Genomic DNA, 19,689 nt, shown 5'->3' on the forward strand with positions numbered 1-19,689 from the left:
GGTCCGATATCCGCTCATCCGCAGGCGACTTGACCTGCCCCACCCTCGCCACACCACAACCAACGAGACACCGACCACAAAGTCACCGGCATTGGGACTAGGGCTTGTCTGACAGGCCCTGGCGCCCTACGCGTGCACTATCTCGCGGCCGTAGCGCGGCTTGCGCAGCACGGCGAGGAAGGTGATTCCGACGCCGGCCAGCGCCCAGACGGCGAGGACCAGCAGGGGCATGCCCAGGTTGGTGCCGCCGAAGTAGGCGATCGAGCGGGCCGCGTCGGTGCCCGCGCCGTTCGGGATCCACGCCCCGATGGCCCGCCAGAACGGCGGCATCATCGGCGGCGGGAAGACCCCGCCCGCGCTGGGGTTGCCGAGCACCACGAAGAGCAGCACCGCGACACCGATGCCGATGATGTCGAACAGGCACTCCAGTGCCATGGTGACCGCGCCGACCGCGAACACCACCAGGGCGCCCAGGGCGGAGAGGCCCCAGAACGATCCGGGCAGCGCGTTCAGGGCCGGTCCGACGATCACCGCGCCACCGATGCCGGCCGCGATCGAGTAGAGCGCCAGGGTGCCGAGCCGGATCAGCGCCCGGTGCGGGTTGGCGGGCAGCGAGCCGGCGCTGATGCCGAGGATCGAGGCGACCAGGTAGCCGCCCACGCACCAGCCGATCACCAGGTAGAAGGAGGAGAGGCCGTTGGTGTCGCCCTTGGCCAGCGGTGCCACGTCCTGGGTCACGACCGTCCGGCCCTGCGCCTTGTTCAGGCCGGTGACGACCGACTCGGCGGCCTTGGCGGCCGCCGGGCCGCGGGCGTTGCCGACCAGCAGGGTGTCCTCGGTGCCGGCCGGGTTCACCACCAGCGCGGCGTAGATCTTCTGGTCCTTGAGCTGCTCGGTGGCGGTCTGCGCGTCGGGCGCGGTGACGGCCCGGACGGCGTCGTTCGGCACCGAGTCCAGCGCCTCGACCAGCTTGGGGGAGACCTGCGGCGGGGCGACCACCGCGATCGACAGGTTGTGCGGGGTCGGCTCGTGCAGCGCCCCGACGTACGAGGTGATGAAGCCGAATTGGAGAAGGAGCACGGCAATCACCATCAGCGCCGCGCGCGGGGTGACCGCTCCCTTGAGTTCGGCGACGAGTCCCTGCCCTGGGGCGGCCATCGACATCTCCTTGTGTATGAGGGAAAAACGGATACTTCATACCATCAACTAGTTAGGTTGTTTGTCATCCCGCGCCGGGTCCGGCCCGGGGTGGCCTGCGGGATACTGGCGCGGTGAGTGCGGCGAATACGGTGAGTGACGAAGATCCCCTGCTGGCGGTGGAGCGCGAGGTCGCGCTGATGTTCCGGCGGGGCCGGGCCCGGGTGGCGGAGCTGTCCCGCCGGGTCCATCCCCGGCTGGAGGGCATGGCGTACAGCATGCTCGGCTACATCGAGCAGGCCGGCCGGGTGCGGGTGACGGACGTCGGCGTGCACTTCGCTGTGGGCAAGGCCACGGTGAGCCGGCAGATCAGGGCGCTGGAGGAGCTGGGTCTGGTGTCCCGGGAGGCGGATCCGCAGGACCGCCGGGCCGCGCTGGTCTCGCTGACCGAGGACGGGCGGCGGCGCTACCTGGGCGCCCGGGACGTCCGGGTGAAGCGGGTGCGGGAGCTGATGGAGAACTGGTCCGAGGAGGACGTGGTCCGCTTCGCCGAGTTGCTGCACCGCTTCAACGACGTGGTCGGGGAGGCCGTCGCGCCCTGAGCCGCTGCGGGGGCCCCGGCGCCGGCCGGGGCGGGGTCGTACGGCGGGACTTTACTTGGGCTTGAAGAAAGTTGCCTTAGTCAACCATCGCCCCTATGGTTGCTTAAGGCAACGATTTCTCGCATCCCCCGTACCCCGCAGAAGGACCCAGATGACCGTCACCACCCACGCCGCGACCGGAGCCGCCACCGCCGACGACCAGCCCATGACGCACCGGCAGGTGATGGAGGCGCTCTCCGGCCTGCTGCTCGGTCTCTTCGTGGCCGTGCTCTCGTCGACGGTCGTCTCCAACGCGCTGCCGCGGATCCTCACCGACCTGCACGGCGGTCAGTCCGCCTACACCTGGGTGATCACCGCCACCCTGCTCACGCTCACCGCCTCCACCCCGATCTGGGGCAAGCTCTCCGACCTCGCCAGCAAGAAGCTGCTGCTGCAGATCGCCCTGGTGATCTACATCGCCTCCTCGGCGCTGGCCGGTCTCTCCCAGAACACCGGACAGCTGATCGCCTGCCGCGCCCTCCAGGGCATCGGCGCCGGCGGTGTCACCGCGCTGGCCCAGATCTGCCTGGCGGCGATGGTCCCGCCGCGTGAGCGCGGCCGGTACAGCGGCTACTTCGGCGCCGTCTTCGCCCTGGCCACCATCGGCGGGCCGCTGATCGGCGGCGTCATCGTGGACACCTCCTGGCTGGGCTGGCGCTGGTGCTTCTACGTCGGCATCCCGTTCGCGCTGGCCGCGATCCTGGTGCTGCAGCGCACCCTCAAGCTGCCGGTGGTCAAACGCAAGGTGAAGATCGACTACCTGGGCGCGCTGGTCATCACCGGCGCCGTCAGCCTGCTGATGATCTGGATCACGCTGGCCGGCAAGAACTACGCCTGGCTCTCCTGGCAGACCGCGGCCATGGTCGGCGGCGGCCTGGCGCTGGGCGCCCTGGCCGTGGTGATCGAGCGCCGGGCCGCCGAGCCGATCATCCCGCCGCACCTCTTCCGCTACCGCACCGTCACCCTGGCGGCGGTCGCCAGCGTGCTGGTCGGCATCGGGATGTACGGCGCGACCACCTTCCTCAGCCAGTACTTCCAGCTGGCCCGGGAGAAGTCCCCGACCATCGCCGGCCTGATGACCCTGCCGATGATCCTCGGCCTGGCCGTCTCCTCCACCGTGGCCGGAAAGATGATCACCAAGTACGGCAAGTGGAAGGCGTACCTCGTCTCCGGCACCCTGCTGCTGGCGATCGGCTTCGCCCTGCTCGGCACCGTCCGGGCCGACACCCACTACGGGCTGCTCTCGCTCTACATGGCCATCACCGGCGTCGGCCTCGGCCTGACCATGCAGAACCTCGTCCTGGCGGTGCAGAACACGGTGGCGCGGAGCGAGCTCGGCGCGGCCAGCTCGGTGGTCACCTTCTTCCGCACCATGGGCGGTGCGATGGGCGTCTCCGCGCTCGGCGCCCTGATGAACAACAGGGTCGGCCACTACCTGACGGAGAACCTCACCGCCGCGCACATCCCGGCCGCCGGCGCCGGCGGTGGCGGCATCCCGGACCTGCACAAGCTGCCCGCCCCGGTCGTCCCGCTGGTGACGGACGCCTTCGGGCACGGTGTGGGCGTGGTGTTCCTGGTCGCGGCGCCGTTCGCGCTGCTGGCCTTCATCACGGTGCTGTTCATCCGGGAGACCGCGCTGCGCACCTCGCAGCAGGACTGAGCCCGGGGCGGCCGACCGGCCGGACGGCGTCGGGACGGCGGGATGAGGAGAGGGGCCGGGGAGTGGTGATTCCACTCCCCGGCCCCTCTCCTTCCCGGCCGTACGGCCGGTGCTACTTGCCGGCGATCAGCGTCAGCCCGTAGACGACGGCCGCCGCGCAGACGCCGAAGCAGGCGTACGCGCCGGCCAGCGCCAGCCGGCCGCTGCCGCCGGCGGCCGGGGCGTCCGTGTCCGCGTGCCGGGCCGTCACGGCCTCGCGGCGGGAGAGCGCCAGGATGCCGAGCGCGAAGACGGAGACCACGGCGACGGTGATGCCGAAGCTGACACCGGCGGTCTGGGCCAGGGCGTTCCACTTGATGTGCATGGTGTGTGCTCCTCAGCCTGCGGCGCTCAGGCCGCGACCGTGGTCGAGGCGGGGGTGGGGGTGGCGGGCGCGGGGGCCGGGGCGACCTCGACCGGGGTGATGTCGTTGACGTTGTCCGCGTCGACCGGCTGGCGGCGCGAGACGAGCCACATCGCGCCCGAGCCGGCCACCAGGGCGGCGCCGGCCACGACCACGCCCCAGGTGCCCTGCTCGACCAGGAAGGCCGCGCCGCCCGCCACCGCGGCGGCCGCGGGCAGGGTCAGGCCCCAGGTGTAGACCATGCGGCGGACCAGGCTCCAGCGCAGCTCGCCCTTCGGGCCGCCGAGGCCGGCGCCCATGATGCCGCCCGAGCAGACCTGGGTGGTGGAGAGGCCGAAGCCCATGTGCGAGGAGGTCAGGATGACGGTCGCGGCGGCCGACTCGGAGGCGAAGCCCTGCGGCGCCTGGATGTCCGCCAGCCCCTTGCCCATCGAGCGGATGATCCGCCAGCCGCCCATGTAGGTGCCGAGCGCGATGGCCGCACCGGCCGAGATGATCACCCAGGTGGGGGGCAGCGCGCCCTTGGGCAGGGCGCCGACCGAGACCAGCGTCAGGGTGATGATGCCCATCGTCTTCTGGGCGTCGTTGGTGCCGTGCGCCAGCGAGATCAGCGAGGAGGAGAACATCTGGCCGGTCTTGAAGCCCTTGGTGACGGTCTTGCCGTCGCTCTTGCGGGTGATCGCGTACGCCAGCTTGGTGGCGCCCCACGAGGCCAGGCCCGCGACCAGCGGGGAGGCGATCGCCGGGATCAGGATCTTGCTGAGCACGGTGTCGAAGTTGACCCCGTTGACGCCGACGCCGACCACGGTGGCGCCGATCAGGCCGCCGTAGAGCGCGTGCGAGGAACTGGACGGCAGACCTCTCAGCCAGGTGAGCAGGTTCCACAGGATCGCGCCGACCAGCGCGGCGAAGATGATCTCGGGATGGATGCCGGCCTTCTCGTTGACGATGCCGCCGGAGATGGTGGTGGCGACCTTCACGGAGAGGAACGCGCCCGCGAAGTTGAGGACGGCCGCGATGGTGACTGCGACCTTCGGGCGGAGGGCTCCCGTGGCGATGGAGGTGGCCATCGCGTTGGCGGTGTCGTGGAAGCCGTTGGTGAAGTCGAAGGCGAGTGCCGTGATGATCACAACGGCTACCAGGAACGAGATGTGTTCCATACCCAAACAATCGTCGTAGTTGTCGCACGGACGTTGGTGTCGGTCGCGACGGTAGGGACGCTTGGTAAACGGAAGGTGAACTGGGTCGGGAATCGTGGTTCCGTGAGTGTCCCTCGGGTTTCCAGCGCCTTGCCGCAGGGTGTCCCTGCCCGTGCTGAGCTGGACATTAGTGGAGAAAATCCTGGTTCGCTCCGGTTTGCTGAGACCTGTCTCACAGATGAACGGAGAATTCATCAGCCGGTCCTGGTGCGGCCTGTTTCCGGCGAGTAACCCATGGCAGGATCGGCGGGGTCCGGGGACCCCGGGCGTCGGGCAGGGGCGGGGAGGACGAACCCATGGGCGGGGCTGCACAACGCACGGAGTCGACGGGCGTACGACCGTGGGTGCGGGCCGCCCTGCGCTGCGGAGCCGTGCTCGCGGCCGCCGCGCTCGCCCTGCCACTGGCCACCCAGGCCGCGTACGCCGCCCCCGACCCGGGCGGCCCGGGCGTCGGCGCCCCGGTCACCGTCCCCGGTACCGACCCGCTGGCCGACGCCAAGGCCACCCTCGGCCCGCTGCTCGACCAGCTGCACGAGCTGTACAAGGGCGCCGAGGCGGCCACCGAGCAGTACAACGCCTCCGTCGCCAGGGTCGCCGAGCAGCAGGCCGCGCTCGCCGACCTCCAGGGCCGGCTGGAGCGCCAGCAGAAGCAGGTGGACGCCGGCACCGACGTGGCCGCCCAGCTCGCCGCCGCCCAGTACCGCAACGGCGCCGCCTCCGCCTACGCCGAACTGCTGCTCTCCAAGGACCCGTACGAGGCGGTCACCATCGCCGAGCTGCTCGCCACCGCCAGCCGCTCGCAGTCCGACTTCCTGGACCGGCTCAAGTCCGACCGCGACGCGCTCACCGGGCTGCGGAAGCAGAACGAGGACGCGCTCAAGGACTCCCAGGCGCTGGCCGCCCAGCAGGACGCCGCCAAGGCCAAGGTCGCCACCGACCTGACCGCCGTCGAGCAACTGGTCTCCTCGCTGACCGGCGCCCAGCGCGCCGAGCTGGAGAAGCTGGAGAAGGCCAAGGCCGACGAGGCCCAGCTGGCCTTCCTCGCCTCCGGCGTGCTCGGCAAGGGCGAGCGCACCCCCTCGCTGGCCGGCCGAGCCGCCATCACGTACGCGCTGGCGCAGCTCAACAAGCCGTACGTGTGGGGCGGCGCCGGGCCGGACGTCTTCGACTGCTCGGGCCTCACCTCGCAGGCCTGGCTGCACGCCGGGCGGCCGATCCCGCGCACCAGCCAGGAGCAGTGGGCCCAGCTCCAGCACATCCCGCTGAACCAGATGCGCCCCGGCGACCTGGTCATCTACTTCGAGGGCGCCACCCACGTCGCGATGTACATCGGCGGCGGGCTGGTCGTCCAGGCACCCCGGCCCGGCGCCGTCATCAAGGTGTCGCCGATCGGTTCGATGCCGATCCTCGGCGCCGTCCGGCCGGACCCGGAGACCGCCTCGGACGAGCAGGGCGGCGCCTGGAAGGTGCCGGACCTCCCGGCCGGCTGGGACTCGGTGACCCCGATCGCCCCGAGCCCGGCCAACCAGGTCCCGGCCACGCCCGGCACCCCGGCGCCGGGCACGCCCGCTCCGGGGACGCCGGCCCCCGGCACTCCGGCGCCCGGCACGACGCCGACCGACCCGGCGACGCCGGGCCAGCCGTCCACGCCCACCGGCACCCCGAGCGGGACGCCCACCACGACGCCGACCGGCACCCCGACGGGGACGCCCACCGGTACGCCGAGCACCGGCACCCCGACCGGGACGCCCACCGATTCGCCGACCGACACTCCCACCGGCACCCCGACGGGGACGACGCCGTCCGGCACGGGGACCCAGGCGCCCACGGGCACCGGCTCGCCGTCCGGCAAGGGGTCGTCGGCCGCGTCCGCCACGGCCGGCGCCACCGGCACCCTGCCGGCCAACCAGAACTGACCGGCCCGCCCGGGGCCCGGGGCTCGGGCCCCGGGCCCGGCGGGCTCAGCGGGCGCCGCTGTCCGGCTCGAAGCGGATCACCACGGCCTTCGAGGTCGGGGTGTTGCTGATGTCGGCGGTGGAGTCCAGCGGCACCAGCACATTGGTCTCCGGGTAGTACGCGGCCGCGCCGCCCCGGGCCACCGGGTAGTGGACCACCTTGAAGTGCGGGGCGCGGCGCTCCACGCCGTCCTTCCACTCGCCGACCAGGTCGACGTACCCGCTCTCGGGCAGGCCGAGTTCGGCGGCGTCGGCGGGGTTCACCAGGACCACCCGGCGGCCGCCGGTGATGCCGCGGTAGCGGTCGTCCAGGCCGTAGATCGTGGTGTTGTACTGGTCGTGCGAGCGCAGCGTCTGGAGCAGCAGCCGGCCGGCCGGCACCTCGGGCGCGGTGAGCGGGTTGACGCTGAAGTTGGCCCGGCCGGTCGCGGTCGGGAAGGTCCGGGAGTCGCGCGGGCCGTGCGGCAGGGTGAAGCCGCCGGGCCGGCGGACCAGGTCGTTGAAGTTCTCGAAGCCCGGCACCACCCGGGCGATCCGGTCCCGCAGGGTGTCGTAGTCGGTGGCGAAGTCCTCCCACGGCACGCTGTCCTGCGGCCCGAGCACGGCGCGGGCCAGCCGGCAGACGATCGCCACCTCGGAGAGCAGGCCCGGCGCGGGCGGGCGCAGGCCGCCGCGCGAGGAGTGCACCTGGCCCATCGAGTCCTCGACGCTGACGAACTGGGCGCCCCTGGCCGTGATGTCCCGGTCGGTGCGGCCGAGGGTGGGCAGGATCAGCGCCCGGGCGCCGGTCACCACGTGCGAGCGGTTGAGCTTGGTGGAGACGTGCACGGTCAGCCGGCAGCGGCGCATCGCCGCCTCGGTGACCTCGGTGTCCGGGGTGGCCGCGACGAAGTTGCCGCCCATCGCGAAGAACACCTTCACCCGGCCGTCGCGCATCGCGCGGATGGTGTCCACCGAGTCGAGGCCGTGCGCGCGCGGCGGTTCGAAGCCGAACTCCTTGCCGAGCGCGTCCAGGAAGGCGGTGGACGGCCGCTCGAAGATGCCCATCGTCCGGTCGCCCTGCACATTGCTGTGCCCGCGGACCGGGCAGACCCCGGCGCCCGGCCGGCCGACGTTGCCGCGCAGCAGCAGGAAGTTGACCACCTCGCGGATGGTCGGCACGGCGTGCTTGTGCTGGGTGAGGCCCATCGCCCAGCAGACGATGACCTTCCGGGAGGCCAGCACCAGCCGGCCCAGCTCCTCGATCTGCTCCCAGGGCAGGCCGGTGGCGGCCAGCACCTCGGCGCGGTCGGTGGTCCGGGCCTCGGCGGCGAACTCCTCGAAGCCGTGGCAGTGCTCATCGACGAACGCCCGGTCCACGCCGCCGTCCGCCTCCAGGATCAGCTGGTTGAGGGCGCGGAACAGGGCGAGGTCGCCGCCGAGCCGGATCTGCAGGAAGAGGTCGGTCAGCTTGGTGCCGTGGCCGACCAGGCCGCGGGCGTGCTGCGGGTTCTTGAACCGTTCGAGGCCGGCCTCGGGCAGCGGGTTGACGCTGACGACGGTCGCGCCGGCGCGCTTGGCCCGCTCCAGGGCGGAGAGCATCCGGGGGTGGTTGGTGCCCGGGTTCTGGCCGGCCACGATGATCAGGTCGGCCTGGTAGAGGTCCTTCAGACTGACGCTGCCCTTGCCGATGCCGAGCGTCTCGGTGAGCGCCGAACCGGACGACTCGTGGCACATGTTGGAGCAGTCCGGCAGGTTGTTGGTGCCGAGGCGGCGGGCGAGCAGCTGGTAGGCGAAGGCGGCCTCGTTGCTGGTCCGGCCGGAGGTGTAGAAGGCGGCGCCGTTCGGGGTGTCCAGGGCGCGCAGCTCCTCGGCGACGATCCCGATGGCGTCGTCCCAGGAGACCGGGACGTAGTGGGTGGCGCCCTCGTCGAGCAGCATCGGCCGGGTGAGCCGGCCCTGCTGGCCGAGCCAGTAGCCGGAGCGCCCGGCGAGTTCGGCCACCGGGTGGGCGGCGAAGAACTCGGCGGTTATCCGCCGCTCGGTGGCCTCCTCAGCGACGGCCTTGGCGCCGTTCTCGCAGAACTCGGCGGTGTGCGTCCTGCCGGGCTCCGGCCAGGCGCAGCCGGGGCAGTCGAAGCCGTCCGGCTGGTTGACCTTGCGCAGGGTGGCGAGGGTTCGGCGGGTGCCCATCTGCTCGGCGGCCATCCGCAGACTGTGGCCGACCGCGGGCAGCCCGGCCGCCGCGTGGTGGGGCGCCGACACCTGGGGGGCGTCCTGCGCGGGATCGCTCTGCGGGGCCTGCTTGGCCATGACCGCTCTCCTCCGGCTCGTCCGGGCCGCGCGCCGGTGCGGGCCCGCGCCCCATCCTTCCACCCGGCGGGTGGCCGGGGGCAGGGCCGGGCGCGGGCCCGGTACGGGCTTCGGCGGCGGCGCCGCTCCCCGGCGGCCCGGCTCCCCGGCGGCTCAGGCGGCCAGGGCGGCTGCCTGGGTCCCGGCGAGGGCGCGGAGCAGGGTGCGGGCGGCGGCGTCGTTCTGGCGGAAGCCGGGGGAGTCGGTGCGCGGGCGGGCGAAGGCGGCGGCCGCGCGGAGGCTGGTGTGCGGACCGAGGGCGGTGCGGCGCGGGTGCGGGGCGCCGTCCAGGGCCGGGTCCAGGACGCGGCTGTCACCGGGGGCGATGGTGAGCAGCCCGGAGCGGTGGGTGTACTCCTCGTCCGCGACCACCTCCTCGACGATCCGCCCGGCACGGTGCAGCCCGGCCAGCAGCGGGTCGCGGGTACGGGCCAGGGCGTGCCTGGGCAGGTACGCCTCGACCAGGGCGGTGGCGGTGACGGTGTGGCCGGGCACGGTGGCGCCGGAGGCCCGCCAGGTGCCGGTGGTCTCGTCCCGCTCCACCCGGACGCCCGCGCCGAGGAAGCGGACCACGCCCGCCTCGGAGAGCGCGAGCAACTGGCGCAGCCGGAAGCCGGGCGGGCCGGAGGCGAGGTAGCTGAAGTAGCCGAAGAACCACTCGTCCACCTCCTCGCCGACCGAGCGGGCGGTGAGCCGGCCGGAGGCGAGGATGCGGGGCACCTGCCCGAAGAGCGAGAGCAGGGCGAGGAAGGCGCCGAGGTCGGCGCTGTGGGCGGGGTCGGCGCGGCGGTCGGCGTCGGCGGTGATGTAGTCGCGCAGGTGCCGCTGGAGCTCCTCGGCCGAGCCGAGTTCGAGGCCGGCCAGCGGGAAGTCCAGCCGTTCGAAGTCCAGCCGGTCGGCCGGGTCGGGGACGGCCGCGGCGACCAGCTCGCCGAGCTCGGGGGAGTACCAGTCGTGCCGGTCGTACCCGGCCAGGAACTCCGGCCAGGGCAGCGCGGTGCGTTCGGGGTGGGCGTGGAACAGCTCGTGGTAGTGGCCGAAGCCGATGTCCTTGGCCATCAACGGCCAGAAGTCGCGCCGTAGTTCGAGCGGGCCGGGGCGGGCGAGGACGGTGTCCACGGCGGTGGCGTCGAAGTAGCGGGGGAGCGGGGCGGGCGGGCCCTGGAGGCGGTAGCCGGTCTTGGAGTGGTACGGCACGCCGCGCCGGGAGCCGACGTGGATCACCGGCTCGCGGCCGGAGGGGCGGTAGGCCAGGCCGTCGGCGGTCTCCTCGAAACGGCCGCCGCGGCCCTCGGTGAGCAGGGCGACGAGGTCGACGAAGGCCAGGCCGAAACCGCGCAGGACGAGCCGTTCGCCGGGTGCGATGCCGGAGAGGTCGGCGTCGGCGGAGAAGGCGGGCGGGAGGTGGAAGCGGCCGTGCCGGGCGGCGAAGTCGGCGTCGGCGGCGTACCGGGGGTGTGGCGCGGAGTCGAGGTGGCCGAGGGTGAGCACGACCTGGTCGGCGGTGAGCACCCGGTCGCCGAGGTGGACCAGTTGCGGCCCGTCGCCGGGGCCCTCGATCCGGCGGACGGTGTCCCGGTGCACGGTGACGGTGACCTGCGGCGGCAGGTCGGCCACGGCGCGCCGGAACACCCAGTCCAGATAGGCGCTCTGGGCCCGGCGGGTGGGGAAGTCGGTGGGCGCGAGGGTGCGCAGCTCGGCCCGGACGCCGGGGTCGGGTATCTCCTGGTAGGGCGCGAACTCCTCGCTGCGGGCGGCCCATTCGGCGAGCGAGGGGCCGGGGCGGACCGGCCCCTCGATGGTGGACTTCTCGTCGGTGAACATCGTGACGTCCTCGGCCATCGAGTTCATCCGCAGCAGCGGGGACTGGTCGTAGCGCCAGATCCGGCCGCCGCCGGGCGGGTGGGGGTCGACCAGGTGGATGTGCAACGGCCGCCGGGCGGGCAGCAGTTCGGCCGCGTTGGCGGCGATCCGCTCCAGCAGCCCGGTGCCCCGTGGCCCGGCGCCGACGATCACCAGGGTGTTCACCGGGCCTCCCCGGCGGCCCGGCCGGCGACGGCAGCGGCGTCGGTGGCATCGGCATCGGCATCGGCGTCGGCGGCGGTGCGCAGCCGGCGGTAGGCGGCGCGGGCCCGCTGCAGCGGGGTGGGCGGCAGGCCCTCGCGGGTGGCGCCCTTGGCGTAGTGGCGCTCGACGTAGTACTGGCCGATGGAGAGAACGGTGGTGATCACGATGTACCAGATGGTGGCGACCAGCAGCATCGGGATGACCTGGTAGCTCTGCAGATAGACCAGCTGCACCGAGTACAGCAGGTCGGAGACGGCCAGCACGCTGATGATGCTGGTGCCCTTGAGCGCGCCGATCAGCATGTTGCCCGCGGTCGGCACGATCGAGCGCATCGCCTGGGGGACGACGATCCGGCGCAGCACCCGCCAACGGCTCAGCCCGAGCGCGGAGGCGGCCTCCAGCTGGCCGCGGTCGACCGAGAGGATGCCGCCGCGCACCACCTCGGCGGCGTACGCGGCCTCCAGCAGGGTGAGGCCGATCACGGCGGTGAGGGTGGGGCCGATCAGGTTGACGGTCTTGACGGTGACGAACTCCGGGCCGAACGGGATGCCGAGGCCGAGGGTCGGGTAGAGCGCGCCGATGTTGAAGAAGAGGAGCAGCTGCACCAGGGGCGGGGTGGAGCGGAAGATCCAGATGTAGACCCAGCTGAGTGTGCGCAGCACCGGGTTGGTGGAGAGCCGCATGGTGGCGAGCAGGGTGCCGAGGACGAAGCCGAGGGTGAGGGTGACGGCGGTCAGCCAGAGGGTGAGGGTGAGGCCGTTCAGGACGGAGGTGGCGGTGAACCAGTCGGCCACCACGTCCCACTGGAAGGCGTCGTTGCGGATCGCCGAGCTGACGGCCATCGCGAACAGCAGCAGGGCGACGGCGGCGGAGACCCACTGCCCGGGGCGGCGGCGGGCGACGATCCGGGCCTCGGCGGGACCGGTGGCGGGGTCGGCGGCGGGGTCGGCGGTGGGTCCGGTGCTCTTGCGGAGGGCGGGTGCGGGGAGGACGTCCTGCGGGGTGGCCATGAGGAGGACTCCAGGCTGGAGGTGCGGGCAGGCGGGGAGGTACGGGTGTGGTCACGTACTGCCGTCGCACCGGCCCGCGTCCCTCAACGCGGCCGGCACTGCACTGCACTCCGCTGTGATCGTACGCATGCTCGATCGGCGCGTGTCAAGGGCGGGATGACAGGGTCGCGGGGCGACAGGAGATCGCAACAGAGCGGTAATGGAGGGTGGTTGACGTACCGCATCGGCGGCTGTTCAACTTGGGGCCATGTACGCCGAGCAGCCCCTGGTCACCCGCGACCACATCGACTTCGGTCGGGTGTGGTCCGCGGCGTGTCGCGGCTGACCCGGCAGCGGGCCGCCCAGCCGGCCCTGCTCTCCTCTCGGAGACCCCTCCCTCGGTGCCCCGACGCGGGCCGGGAAGCCGTCCACCGCTGACGGCTGATCAGGCGCACGCTGCCGCCTTCCGCTTCGCCCTCCTCCCCACTGCGCTCCGGCAGTTCCCCGGTCACCGATTCCGCCACCGTCGCCTGCACCTTCACCCCTTCACCGTCGCCGCCGCGCAGCCGTGTTCCGCGCCTCGCGTGCCGCGTCCGGCTCCGCCATGGCCTGCTCCGGCCCCGGCCCACCCGCGGTCCACCGGATGTCCGCACAACCCGAAAGGTCAGTCACCATGCCCGACAAGCTCCAGATCCCGCTGGTCCACCGGCCGACCGCGTCCTGCGTCGCGAAGGCGGCCCGGGCCGAGCGCGACCGCCACCAGCTGATCGCGGTGCAGGCGTGAGCCGTACCGGCCTGGCCGTCGAGGTCCGCCGGGTCACCATCGACGACCCGCTGGTCGAGCCGCTGCTGCGCGAACTCACCCACGAGTACGTCAGCCGGTACGGAGCGGACGCCCACCAGGAGATGACCCGCTACCCGAAGGACGCCTTCGCGGAGCCGGCCGGCGTCCTGCTGCTCCTGCTGGAGGACGGCGAGCCGGTGGCGGGGGGCGCGTACAAGCGGTACGACCAGCGGACCGCCGAGCTGAAGCGGATGTGGACGCACTCCGCACACCGCCGCCGGGGCCTGGCCCGCAGGGTCCTGACGGAGCTGGAACGGGCCGCCGAGGCGGCCGGCTACACCCGTATTTACCTCACCACCGGGCCACGCCAGCCGGAGGCCAAGGGCCTCTACCTGGCGACCGGCTACACCCCGCTCTTCGACGTCACGGCCGACCCGCTGACCATCGGCCCGCTGCCGTTCGAGAAGCACCTGCCCGGCCGCACCGTCCGAACCCCCGAAAGGCACCGACTCCCGTGAGAACCACCATCGTCCGCCGCCTGTACGCGGCCACCGCCCTGCTGCCGGTCCTGGCGCTGGCCGCGTGCGGCTCGGACCCGAAGATCGCCGCCCGGCCGGGTGGCGGCGGCGAGGCGCTCGCCGCCGCCACGCAGGACATCGTCTCCGGGATCGCCAGGTCGGACGCCGCCGCCGCGCTGCTGCCGGAGGACGTCCGCACCTCCGGCACGGTGAAGTTCGGGTCCTCGTTCGGCACCCCGCCCGGCGCGTTCTACGCCGACCAGGCCACCAAGAAGGCGGCCGGGATCGACATCGACTTCACCGACGCGGTGGCCAGGGTGCTCGGCCTGACCGTGCAGCGCGAGGAGGCCGCGTTCGAGACCATCCTGCCCGCCCTCGGCAGCGGCAAGTTCGACGTCGGCACCGGCAACTTCGGCGTCACCACGGCCCGGCTGAAGACCATCGACTTCGTCACCTACATCGACGACGGCCAGGGCTTCGCGGTCAAGAAGGACAACACCACCATTCAGCCGGTCACCGACCTGCTCCAGCTCTGCGGCCTGACCATCGGCACCGGTGCCGGCACCACCTTCGAGACCACGCTCAACAGCAGGAAGAACGTCTGCACCGACGCGGGCAGGAAGCCGTACGAGGTGAAGGCGTTCAGTGACACCGGCGCCGCGCTGACCAGCCTCCAGCAGGGCCGGGTGGACATCTCGATGTCCACCATCAACGGCCTGCGCTACCAGGCCGCGCAGGAGGCGTCCGGGACGAGGTTCCTCGGTGAGTTCCACCGTCTGGACGTCGGCTTCGCCTTCAAGAAGGGCTCCACGCTCACCCCCGCGTTCCAGGCGGCCGTCAACCAGCTGATCAAGGACGGGACGTACGAGCGGATCCTCGCGAAGTGGGGAGTCGCCGACTCGGCCATCAAGGAGTCCCTGATCAGCCCGCCCGAGCACGCGTGATCCCCTGTCCGGGCTTCGGGCCCCCCTGCGTCAGGTCTCCTGGAGGAATCCCACCATGACCGTCACCACCGCGACCGGCCCCCTGGTCAAACCGGCGGCCAGACCGGCCGCCGCCCTCGACCTGGGTGAGCTGGCCGGGCTCCGGACCGTCCCCGCCCGGCACCCCTGGCGCTGGGCGGCCGGCCTCGCCGCGCTCGTCGTCCTGGCCCAGTTCGCCCACGGGCTGGCCACCAACCCGGGCTGGGACTGGGCCACCTTCCGGCTCTTCTTCTCCGCCGACACCATCCTGCGGGCCGTCGGCCGCACCCTCGAACTCACCTTCTACGGCACCGTGCTGGGCTTTCTGCTGGGCGCCGTGGTGGCCGCGATGCGGCTGTCCCGCAGCGCGGTCCTGCAGTCCATCGCCTGGGCCTACGTCTGGGCGTTCCGGTCCATCCCGCTCATCGTCCAGCTGGTCTTCTGGTTCAACCTGTCCTATCTCTACAAGCGGTTCGGCGTCGGCATCCCGTTCGGCCCGACCTTCGCGGACTTCGAGACGGTCGGCGTGCTCGGCGCGATCGGCGCCGCCGTGCTCGGCCTCGGCCTGCACCAGGCCGCGTTCGCCGCCGAGATCATCCGCGGCGGCATCATCTCCGTCGACGCCGGCCAGCGCGAGGCCGCCGCCGCGCTCGGCGTCCCGCGCTGGCGCCAGGCCTGGCGGATCGTGCTCCCCCAGGCGATGCGCGGCATCCTGCCGGCCGCCGCCAACGAGGTGATCTCGCTCTTCAAGGGCACCTCGGTGGTCTATGTGATGGCCATCGGCGAGCTCTTCTACCAGGTGCAGGTCGTCTACGGCCGCACCGGCCGGGTGGTGCCGCTGCTGATGGTCGCCACCGTCTGGTACGTGCTGCTGACCACCGTGCTGTCGATCGGCCAGTACTACGTCGAGCGCTACTTCGCCCGGGGCGCCGAGCGCACCCCGCCGCCCACCCCGCTGCGGCGGGCCCTGGCCTTCGTCCGGGGCCTCCGGACCGGCCGCGGTCCCGCTCGTACCGCCGCTCGTACCGCTGCCCGTACCGCTGCCCGTGCCCCCGCCGACAAGGCCCCCGGAGGACGCTCATGACCACGCTCGCCGCCGAACCCATGGTGCAGGTCAGGGGCCTGCACAAGAGCTTCGGGCAGCTCGCCGTGCTGCGCGGCGTCGACCTCGACGTCCCGGCCGGCTCGGTGACGGTGGTGCTCGGTCCGTCCGGCTCCGGCAAGTCCACCCTGCTGCGCGCGATCAACCACCTGGAGAAGCTGGACCGGGGCTTCGTCGCCATCGACGGCGAGCTGATCGGCTACCGCCGGTCCGGCGACCGGCTGCACGAGCTCAAGGAGCGCGAGGTGCTGCGCCAGCGCACCAACATCGGCTTCGTCTTCCAGAACTTCAACCTGTTCCCGCACCTCACCGTGGTGGAGAACATCATCGAGGCGCCGGTCAGCGCGCTGCGCCGACGGAAGGCCGAGGCCCGGGCGGCCGCGCTGGACCTGCTCGGCCGGGTCGGCCTCGCGGACAAGGCGGACGCCTACCCCCGGCAGCTCTCCGGCGGGCAGCAGCAGCGGGTGGCGATCGCCCGCGCGCTGGCCCTGGAACCCAAGGTGCTGCTCTTCGACGAGCCCACCTCGGCGCTCGACCCGGAGCTGGTCGGTGAGGTGCTGGACGTCATCAGGGGCCTGGCCGGGAGCGGCACCACGATGATCGTGGTCACCCATGAGATCGGCTTCGCCCGCGAGGTCGCCGACACCGTCGTCTTCATGGACGGCGGCGTGGTGGTCGAGCAGGGCCCGCCGGGTGCCGTCCTGGACGACCCGCAGCACGAGCGCACCCGCGCCTTCCTCGCCAAGGTCCTCTGACCCCGGCTCGTGCCGTCCCCGAAACCCCTTCACCCGTCAAGGAGTTCCGCCATGTCCCTGCCCCGCCGTGCCCTCGTGACCGCCGTCGCGGCCGCCGCCGCCCTCACCCTGGCCGCCTGCGGCGGCTCCTCGGACGCCACGGCGGAACTCGCGCCCGCCAAGGGCAGCACCGCGCCCAACGGCATCACGGTCAATCTGACGCCAAATCAGAACCGCATCACCACACCGAAGGTCGACGCCATCGCGGCACTGGTCCCGGAGGAGATCAGAAAGAGAGGGACGCTGACGGTCGTCGACTCGCTCGGCACCACACCGCCGCTGGACTTCTACGCCAACGACGACAGGACCATCATCGGCGTCGAGCCGGACATCGCCTCCCTGATCGCCAACGTCCTCGGCCTGAAGGCGGAGTTCAACCCGGTCTCCTGGGAGAACATCTTCGTCGGCCTGGACAGCGGCAAGTACGACGTCGGCTTCTCCAACATCACCGTCACCGAGGCCCGCAAGGAGAAGTACGACTTCGCCACCTACCGGCTGGACATCCTCGGCTTCGAGGCCAGGAAGGGCAGCGGCTGGAAGATCACCGGGCCCAAGGACATCGCCGGCCGGACCATCGCCGTCTCCTCCGGCACCAACCAGGAGAAGCTGCTGGTCTCCTGGAACGAGGAGAACGTGAAGAACGGCCTCAAGCCGGCCGACATCAAGTACTACCAGAACTCCTCCGACTACTACCTCGCGCTCTCCTCCGGCCGGATCGACATCTACGTCGGCCCCAACCCCAGCGCCTCGTTCCACGCCGTCCAGACCGGCGAGACCGAGATCATCGGCACCTACTCGGGCGGCGGCGCCAATGTGGTCGGCAAGATCGCGGCGACCACCAGGAAGGACAACGGGCTGGTCAAGGCGGTCAACGAGGCGCTGAACGAGGTCATCGGGAACGGCAGCTACGGCCAGGTGCTCAAGCGCTGGGGCCTGGACAACGAGGCCGTCCCGACCTCCGAACTGAACCCGGAGGGCCTGCCCAAGCCGAAGCCGTGAGCCGTTCACCCCGATGTCTTCCCCCACCGCTATGGTGGCCCCGGTCGCGGTGAACACCGTTCGGATCCATCGGACTTGGCGGACTGGGGGAAGGCATGAGGGCGGGGGAGGTGCTGGACGGCCGCTACCGGCTGGACCGGGAGCTCGGCCGGGGCGGATTCGGCGTGGTCTGGGCGGCCCACGACACCAGACTCGGCCGTCCGGTCGCGGTCAAGGTCCTCTCCGAGGAGAACGCGAGCGACCAGGAGGCGGTCGACCGCTTCATCCTGGAGGCCAGGACCGTCGGCAGCCTCTCCAACCCGCACATCGTCACCCTGCACGACTACGGCCGGGTGCAGGACGGCGCCTGGTCCACCCACTACCTGGTGATGGAGCTGGTCCGCGGCCGGCCGCTGTCCGCCGTGCTCAAGGAGGGCATCCCCGACCCGGCGCTCTCGCTGCGCTGGATCCGCCAGGTCTGCAAGGCCCTGGACGCCGCGCACCGCTCGGGCGTGGTGCACCGGGACATCAAGCCCGAGAACATCATGATCTCCGAGGCCGGCGAGGCCAAGGTGCTGGACTTCGGCATCGCCCGGCTGCTCAGCCAGTCCGTCGGCCTCACCTCCACCGGCAACGTCATCGGCACCGTGCCCTACCTGGCGCCCGAGTGCTGGGCCGGCGCCCCGCTCGACGGCCGGGCCGACCTCTACGCGCTCGGCATCGTGCTCTTCCAGCTCTGCACCGGCCGGCGCCCGTTCAACGCCGGGACGGCCGCCGCGATGATGTACCAGCACCTGAACGACGTCCCGCCGCCGGTCCGCACCACCGACCCGGCGCTGGCCGCCCTGGTGCGCCAGCTGCTCGCCAAGGACCCGGCCGACCGGCCCGCCGACGCCGCCGAGGTCCGGCGCCGGCTGCGGGACGTCCGGCCCGGCCTGCTCGGACCGGACGACCCCAGCCCCGAACAGCTGCGCCGCCGGGCCGACCAGGCCTGGCAGCGCGGCGCGGACGGCGCCCCGGAGGAGGCCGTCCGGATGCTGGAGGCGCTGATCCCCGACCTCGCCCGGATCTGCGGCCCCACCGACCTGCGCACCCTGCGGACCTGCCACGACCTGGCCCTCTGGCAGGCCCGCGGTGGCAGTCCCGGCGCCGCCGTCGCCCTGCTGCGCGAACTGGTCCCGGCGCTGGCCGGCGAGCCGGACGCCCGCGCCGACGCCCTGCGCGACCTGGACCACTGGCAGCGCGAACGGGACCGTGTCGGCCGGGGGGAGGCGCGCCCGGGGGAGACGCGGCCGGGGGAGGCGCGGCCGCTACCGCTCCAGCGGCTGCTCGGCGGCGGCCCGCAGGGCGGCTGACGCACCGGCCGTGATCGGGTCGCCGTGCCCGAACACCGCCGTCTCCACCGGCAGCCCCGCCAGGCGGCGGAGGGAGCCGGCGGCCCGTACCGGATCGGTGTTGAACACCCCGCACATGGTCCGGCCCCCGGGATTGGCCACCGCGTCCCCGGTGAACAGCACACCGGGGCCGGGCAGGTGGAGCGCGATGCTGCCGTCGGTGTGCCCCGGCACGTGCACCACCACCGCGCCGCCGCCGAAGCCGAGCACGTCCCCGTCCACCACCTCCCGGTGCACCGCGCACGGCGGGGCCGGCGGCAGCGGCGGCAGGCCGTCCCGGATCTCCTGCTCGAAGGGGCTCAGCACCGGCGGCACCGGTGGTCGCTCGCCCCGGATCACCGGCGCCTCCAGCCGGTGCGCCACCACCTCGGCGCCCCAGCGCCCGGCCAGCTCGGCGGCGGAGCCGGTGTGGTCCTCGTGGTGGTGCGTCAGCACGATGGTGCGCAGCGCCGACGGGTCCGCCCCGAGCGAGCGGATCGCCTCCTCGACGGCCGCCGCCGACCCGGCGATACCGGTGTCGACCAGGGTCAGCCCGTCCTCGTCCCGCCAGAGGTAGGCCGTCCCGAACTCCAGGGTGATCATGGACAACTCGGGTCGTACGCGGGTGATCTCCATGTCCCGATCCTGTGTGCCGGGCTCCCCGCCCACAACGGCTGTTCGCCCTGGGCGTGCGGCTGTTCGCCGGGGGCGGACGGGGGCGGAGGGCGGAGCCGCCTGGTTCGCGGGCGGGTGCCTTGACATGCCTCGCAGGCAAGAGGCCGGGGCCGGTGTGCGG

At 72.6% G+C, this 19,689-nt stretch carries 16 protein-coding genes; 9 read left to right on the forward strand and 7 right to left on the reverse strand.

What is annotated here, in order from left to right; translation table 11 throughout:
* Positions 1–126: 126 nt before the first annotated feature.
* On the reverse strand, positions 127–1,158 hold the full coding sequence (locus ACIP82_RS19115) for an ABC transporter permease (RefSeq protein WP_363604734.1): 1,032 nt from the start codon (positions 1,156–1,158) through the stop codon (positions 127–129).
* A gap of 131 nt (positions 1,159–1,289) precedes the next feature.
* Here ACIP82_RS19115 and ACIP82_RS19120 point away from each other — a divergent pair, with 131 nt between their 5' ends.
* Together ACIP82_RS19120 and ACIP82_RS19125 are read left to right on the forward strand one after the other, a co-directional pair.
* On the forward strand, positions 1,290–1,739 hold the full coding sequence (locus ACIP82_RS19120) for a MarR family winged helix-turn-helix transcriptional regulator (protein WP_400654564.1): 450 nt from the start codon (positions 1,290–1,292) through the stop codon (positions 1,737–1,739).
* A 151-nt stretch (positions 1,740–1,890) separates the two neighbouring features.
* A complete protein-coding gene (locus tag ACIP82_RS19125; RefSeq protein ID WP_400654566.1) occupies positions 1,891–3,438 on the forward strand; it encodes an MDR family MFS transporter in 1,548 nt (515 codons plus the stop codon).
* Between the two features lie 112 nt (positions 3,439–3,550).
* Here ACIP82_RS19125 and ACIP82_RS19130 read toward each other — a convergent pair whose 3' ends face one another.
* Both ACIP82_RS19130 and ACIP82_RS19135 read right to left on the reverse strand, forming a co-directional pair.
* The gene (locus tag ACIP82_RS19130) at positions 3,551–3,802 is read right to left on the reverse strand and encodes a hypothetical protein (protein ID WP_363604739.1); all 252 of its coding nucleotides are present in this window, start codon (positions 3,800–3,802) and stop codon (positions 3,551–3,553) included.
* A 26-nt stretch (positions 3,803–3,828) separates the two neighbouring features.
* The gene (locus ACIP82_RS19135) at positions 3,829–5,001 is read right to left on the reverse strand and encodes an anion permease (RefSeq protein WP_400654568.1); all 1,173 of its coding nucleotides are present in this window, start codon (positions 4,999–5,001) and stop codon (positions 3,829–3,831) included.
* A 335-nt stretch (positions 5,002–5,336) separates the two neighbouring features.
* On the opposite strand from ACIP82_RS19135, the gene ACIP82_RS19140 reads away from it, so the two are divergent.
* Positions 5,337–6,956 (forward strand): NlpC/P60 family protein, encoded by a 1,620-nt coding sequence (locus tag ACIP82_RS19140; protein ID WP_400654570.1) that lies wholly within the window; start codon positions 5,337–5,339, stop codon positions 6,954–6,956.
* Between the two features lie 45 nt (positions 6,957–7,001).
* On the opposite strand, the gene ACIP82_RS19145 is transcribed toward ACIP82_RS19140, so the two are convergent.
* The 3 genes from ACIP82_RS19145 to ACIP82_RS19155 form a co-directional block, all read right to left on the reverse strand.
* On the reverse strand, positions 7,002–9,287 hold the full coding sequence (locus ACIP82_RS19145) for an FdhF/YdeP family oxidoreductase (protein ID WP_400654572.1): 2,286 nt from the start codon (positions 9,285–9,287) through the stop codon (positions 7,002–7,004).
* 153 nt (positions 9,288–9,440) lie between these two features.
* A complete protein-coding gene (locus tag ACIP82_RS19150; RefSeq protein ID WP_400654574.1) occupies positions 9,441–11,354 on the reverse strand; it encodes an FAD/NAD(P)-binding protein in 1,914 nt (637 codons plus the stop codon).
* On the reverse strand, positions 11,351–12,403 hold the full coding sequence (locus tag ACIP82_RS19155; protein WP_400654576.1) for an amino acid ABC transporter permease: 1,053 nt from the start codon (positions 12,401–12,403) through the stop codon (positions 11,351–11,353). Before ACIP82_RS19155 ends, ACIP82_RS19150 begins: the two co-directional genes overlap by 4 nt.
* A gap of 759 nt (positions 12,404–13,162) precedes the next feature.
* Between ACIP82_RS19155 and ACIP82_RS19160 the strand changes: the two genes are divergently transcribed.
* From ACIP82_RS19160 to ACIP82_RS19185, 6 genes are all read left to right on the forward strand, one after another.
* Positions 13,163–13,684, forward strand: coding sequence for a GNAT family N-acetyltransferase (locus tag ACIP82_RS19160; RefSeq protein ID WP_363604749.1), 522 nt, complete (start codon positions 13,163–13,165; stop codon positions 13,682–13,684).
* Positions 13,681–14,628, forward strand: a complete 948-nt coding sequence (locus ACIP82_RS19165) for an ABC transporter substrate-binding protein (protein WP_363604750.1) — start codon at positions 13,681–13,683, stop codon at positions 14,626–14,628. Before ACIP82_RS19160 ends, ACIP82_RS19165 begins: the two co-directional genes overlap by 4 nt.
* 55 nt (positions 14,629–14,683) lie before the next feature.
* Positions 14,684–15,730: an amino acid ABC transporter permease gene (locus ACIP82_RS19170; protein WP_400654579.1), complete on the forward strand. Its 1,047-nt coding sequence runs from the start codon at positions 14,684–14,686 to the stop codon at positions 15,728–15,730.
* Positions 15,727–16,503, forward strand: coding sequence for an amino acid ABC transporter ATP-binding protein (locus ACIP82_RS19175; protein WP_400654581.1), 777 nt, complete (start codon positions 15,727–15,729; stop codon positions 16,501–16,503). Before ACIP82_RS19170 ends, ACIP82_RS19175 begins: the two co-directional genes overlap by 4 nt.
* Before the next feature lie 51 nt (positions 16,504–16,554).
* Positions 16,555–17,541 carry an ABC transporter substrate-binding protein gene (locus ACIP82_RS19180; protein ID WP_400654583.1) on the forward strand — a complete coding sequence of 329 codons (987 nt, stop codon included), beginning with the start codon at positions 16,555–16,557 and terminating at the stop codon, positions 17,539–17,541.
* Between the two features lie 95 nt (positions 17,542–17,636).
* Positions 17,637–18,875 (forward strand): serine/threonine-protein kinase, encoded by a 1,239-nt coding sequence (locus ACIP82_RS19185; protein ID WP_363604756.1) that lies wholly within the window; start codon positions 17,637–17,639, stop codon positions 18,873–18,875.
* On the opposite strand, the gene ACIP82_RS19190 is transcribed toward ACIP82_RS19185, so the two are convergent.
* Positions 18,831–19,529 (reverse strand): MBL fold metallo-hydrolase, encoded by a 699-nt coding sequence (locus ACIP82_RS19190; RefSeq protein WP_400654585.1) that lies wholly within the window; start codon positions 19,527–19,529, stop codon positions 18,831–18,833. The two genes, ACIP82_RS19185 and ACIP82_RS19190, sit on opposite strands and share 45 nt — an antisense overlap.
* Between the last annotated feature and the right edge of the window lie 160 nt (positions 19,530–19,689).

The sequence above is a fragment of the Kitasatospora sp. NPDC088548 genome (genome assembly GCF_044753005.1).
Lineage (GTDB): Bacteria > Actinomycetota > Actinomycetes > Streptomycetales > Streptomycetaceae > Kitasatospora.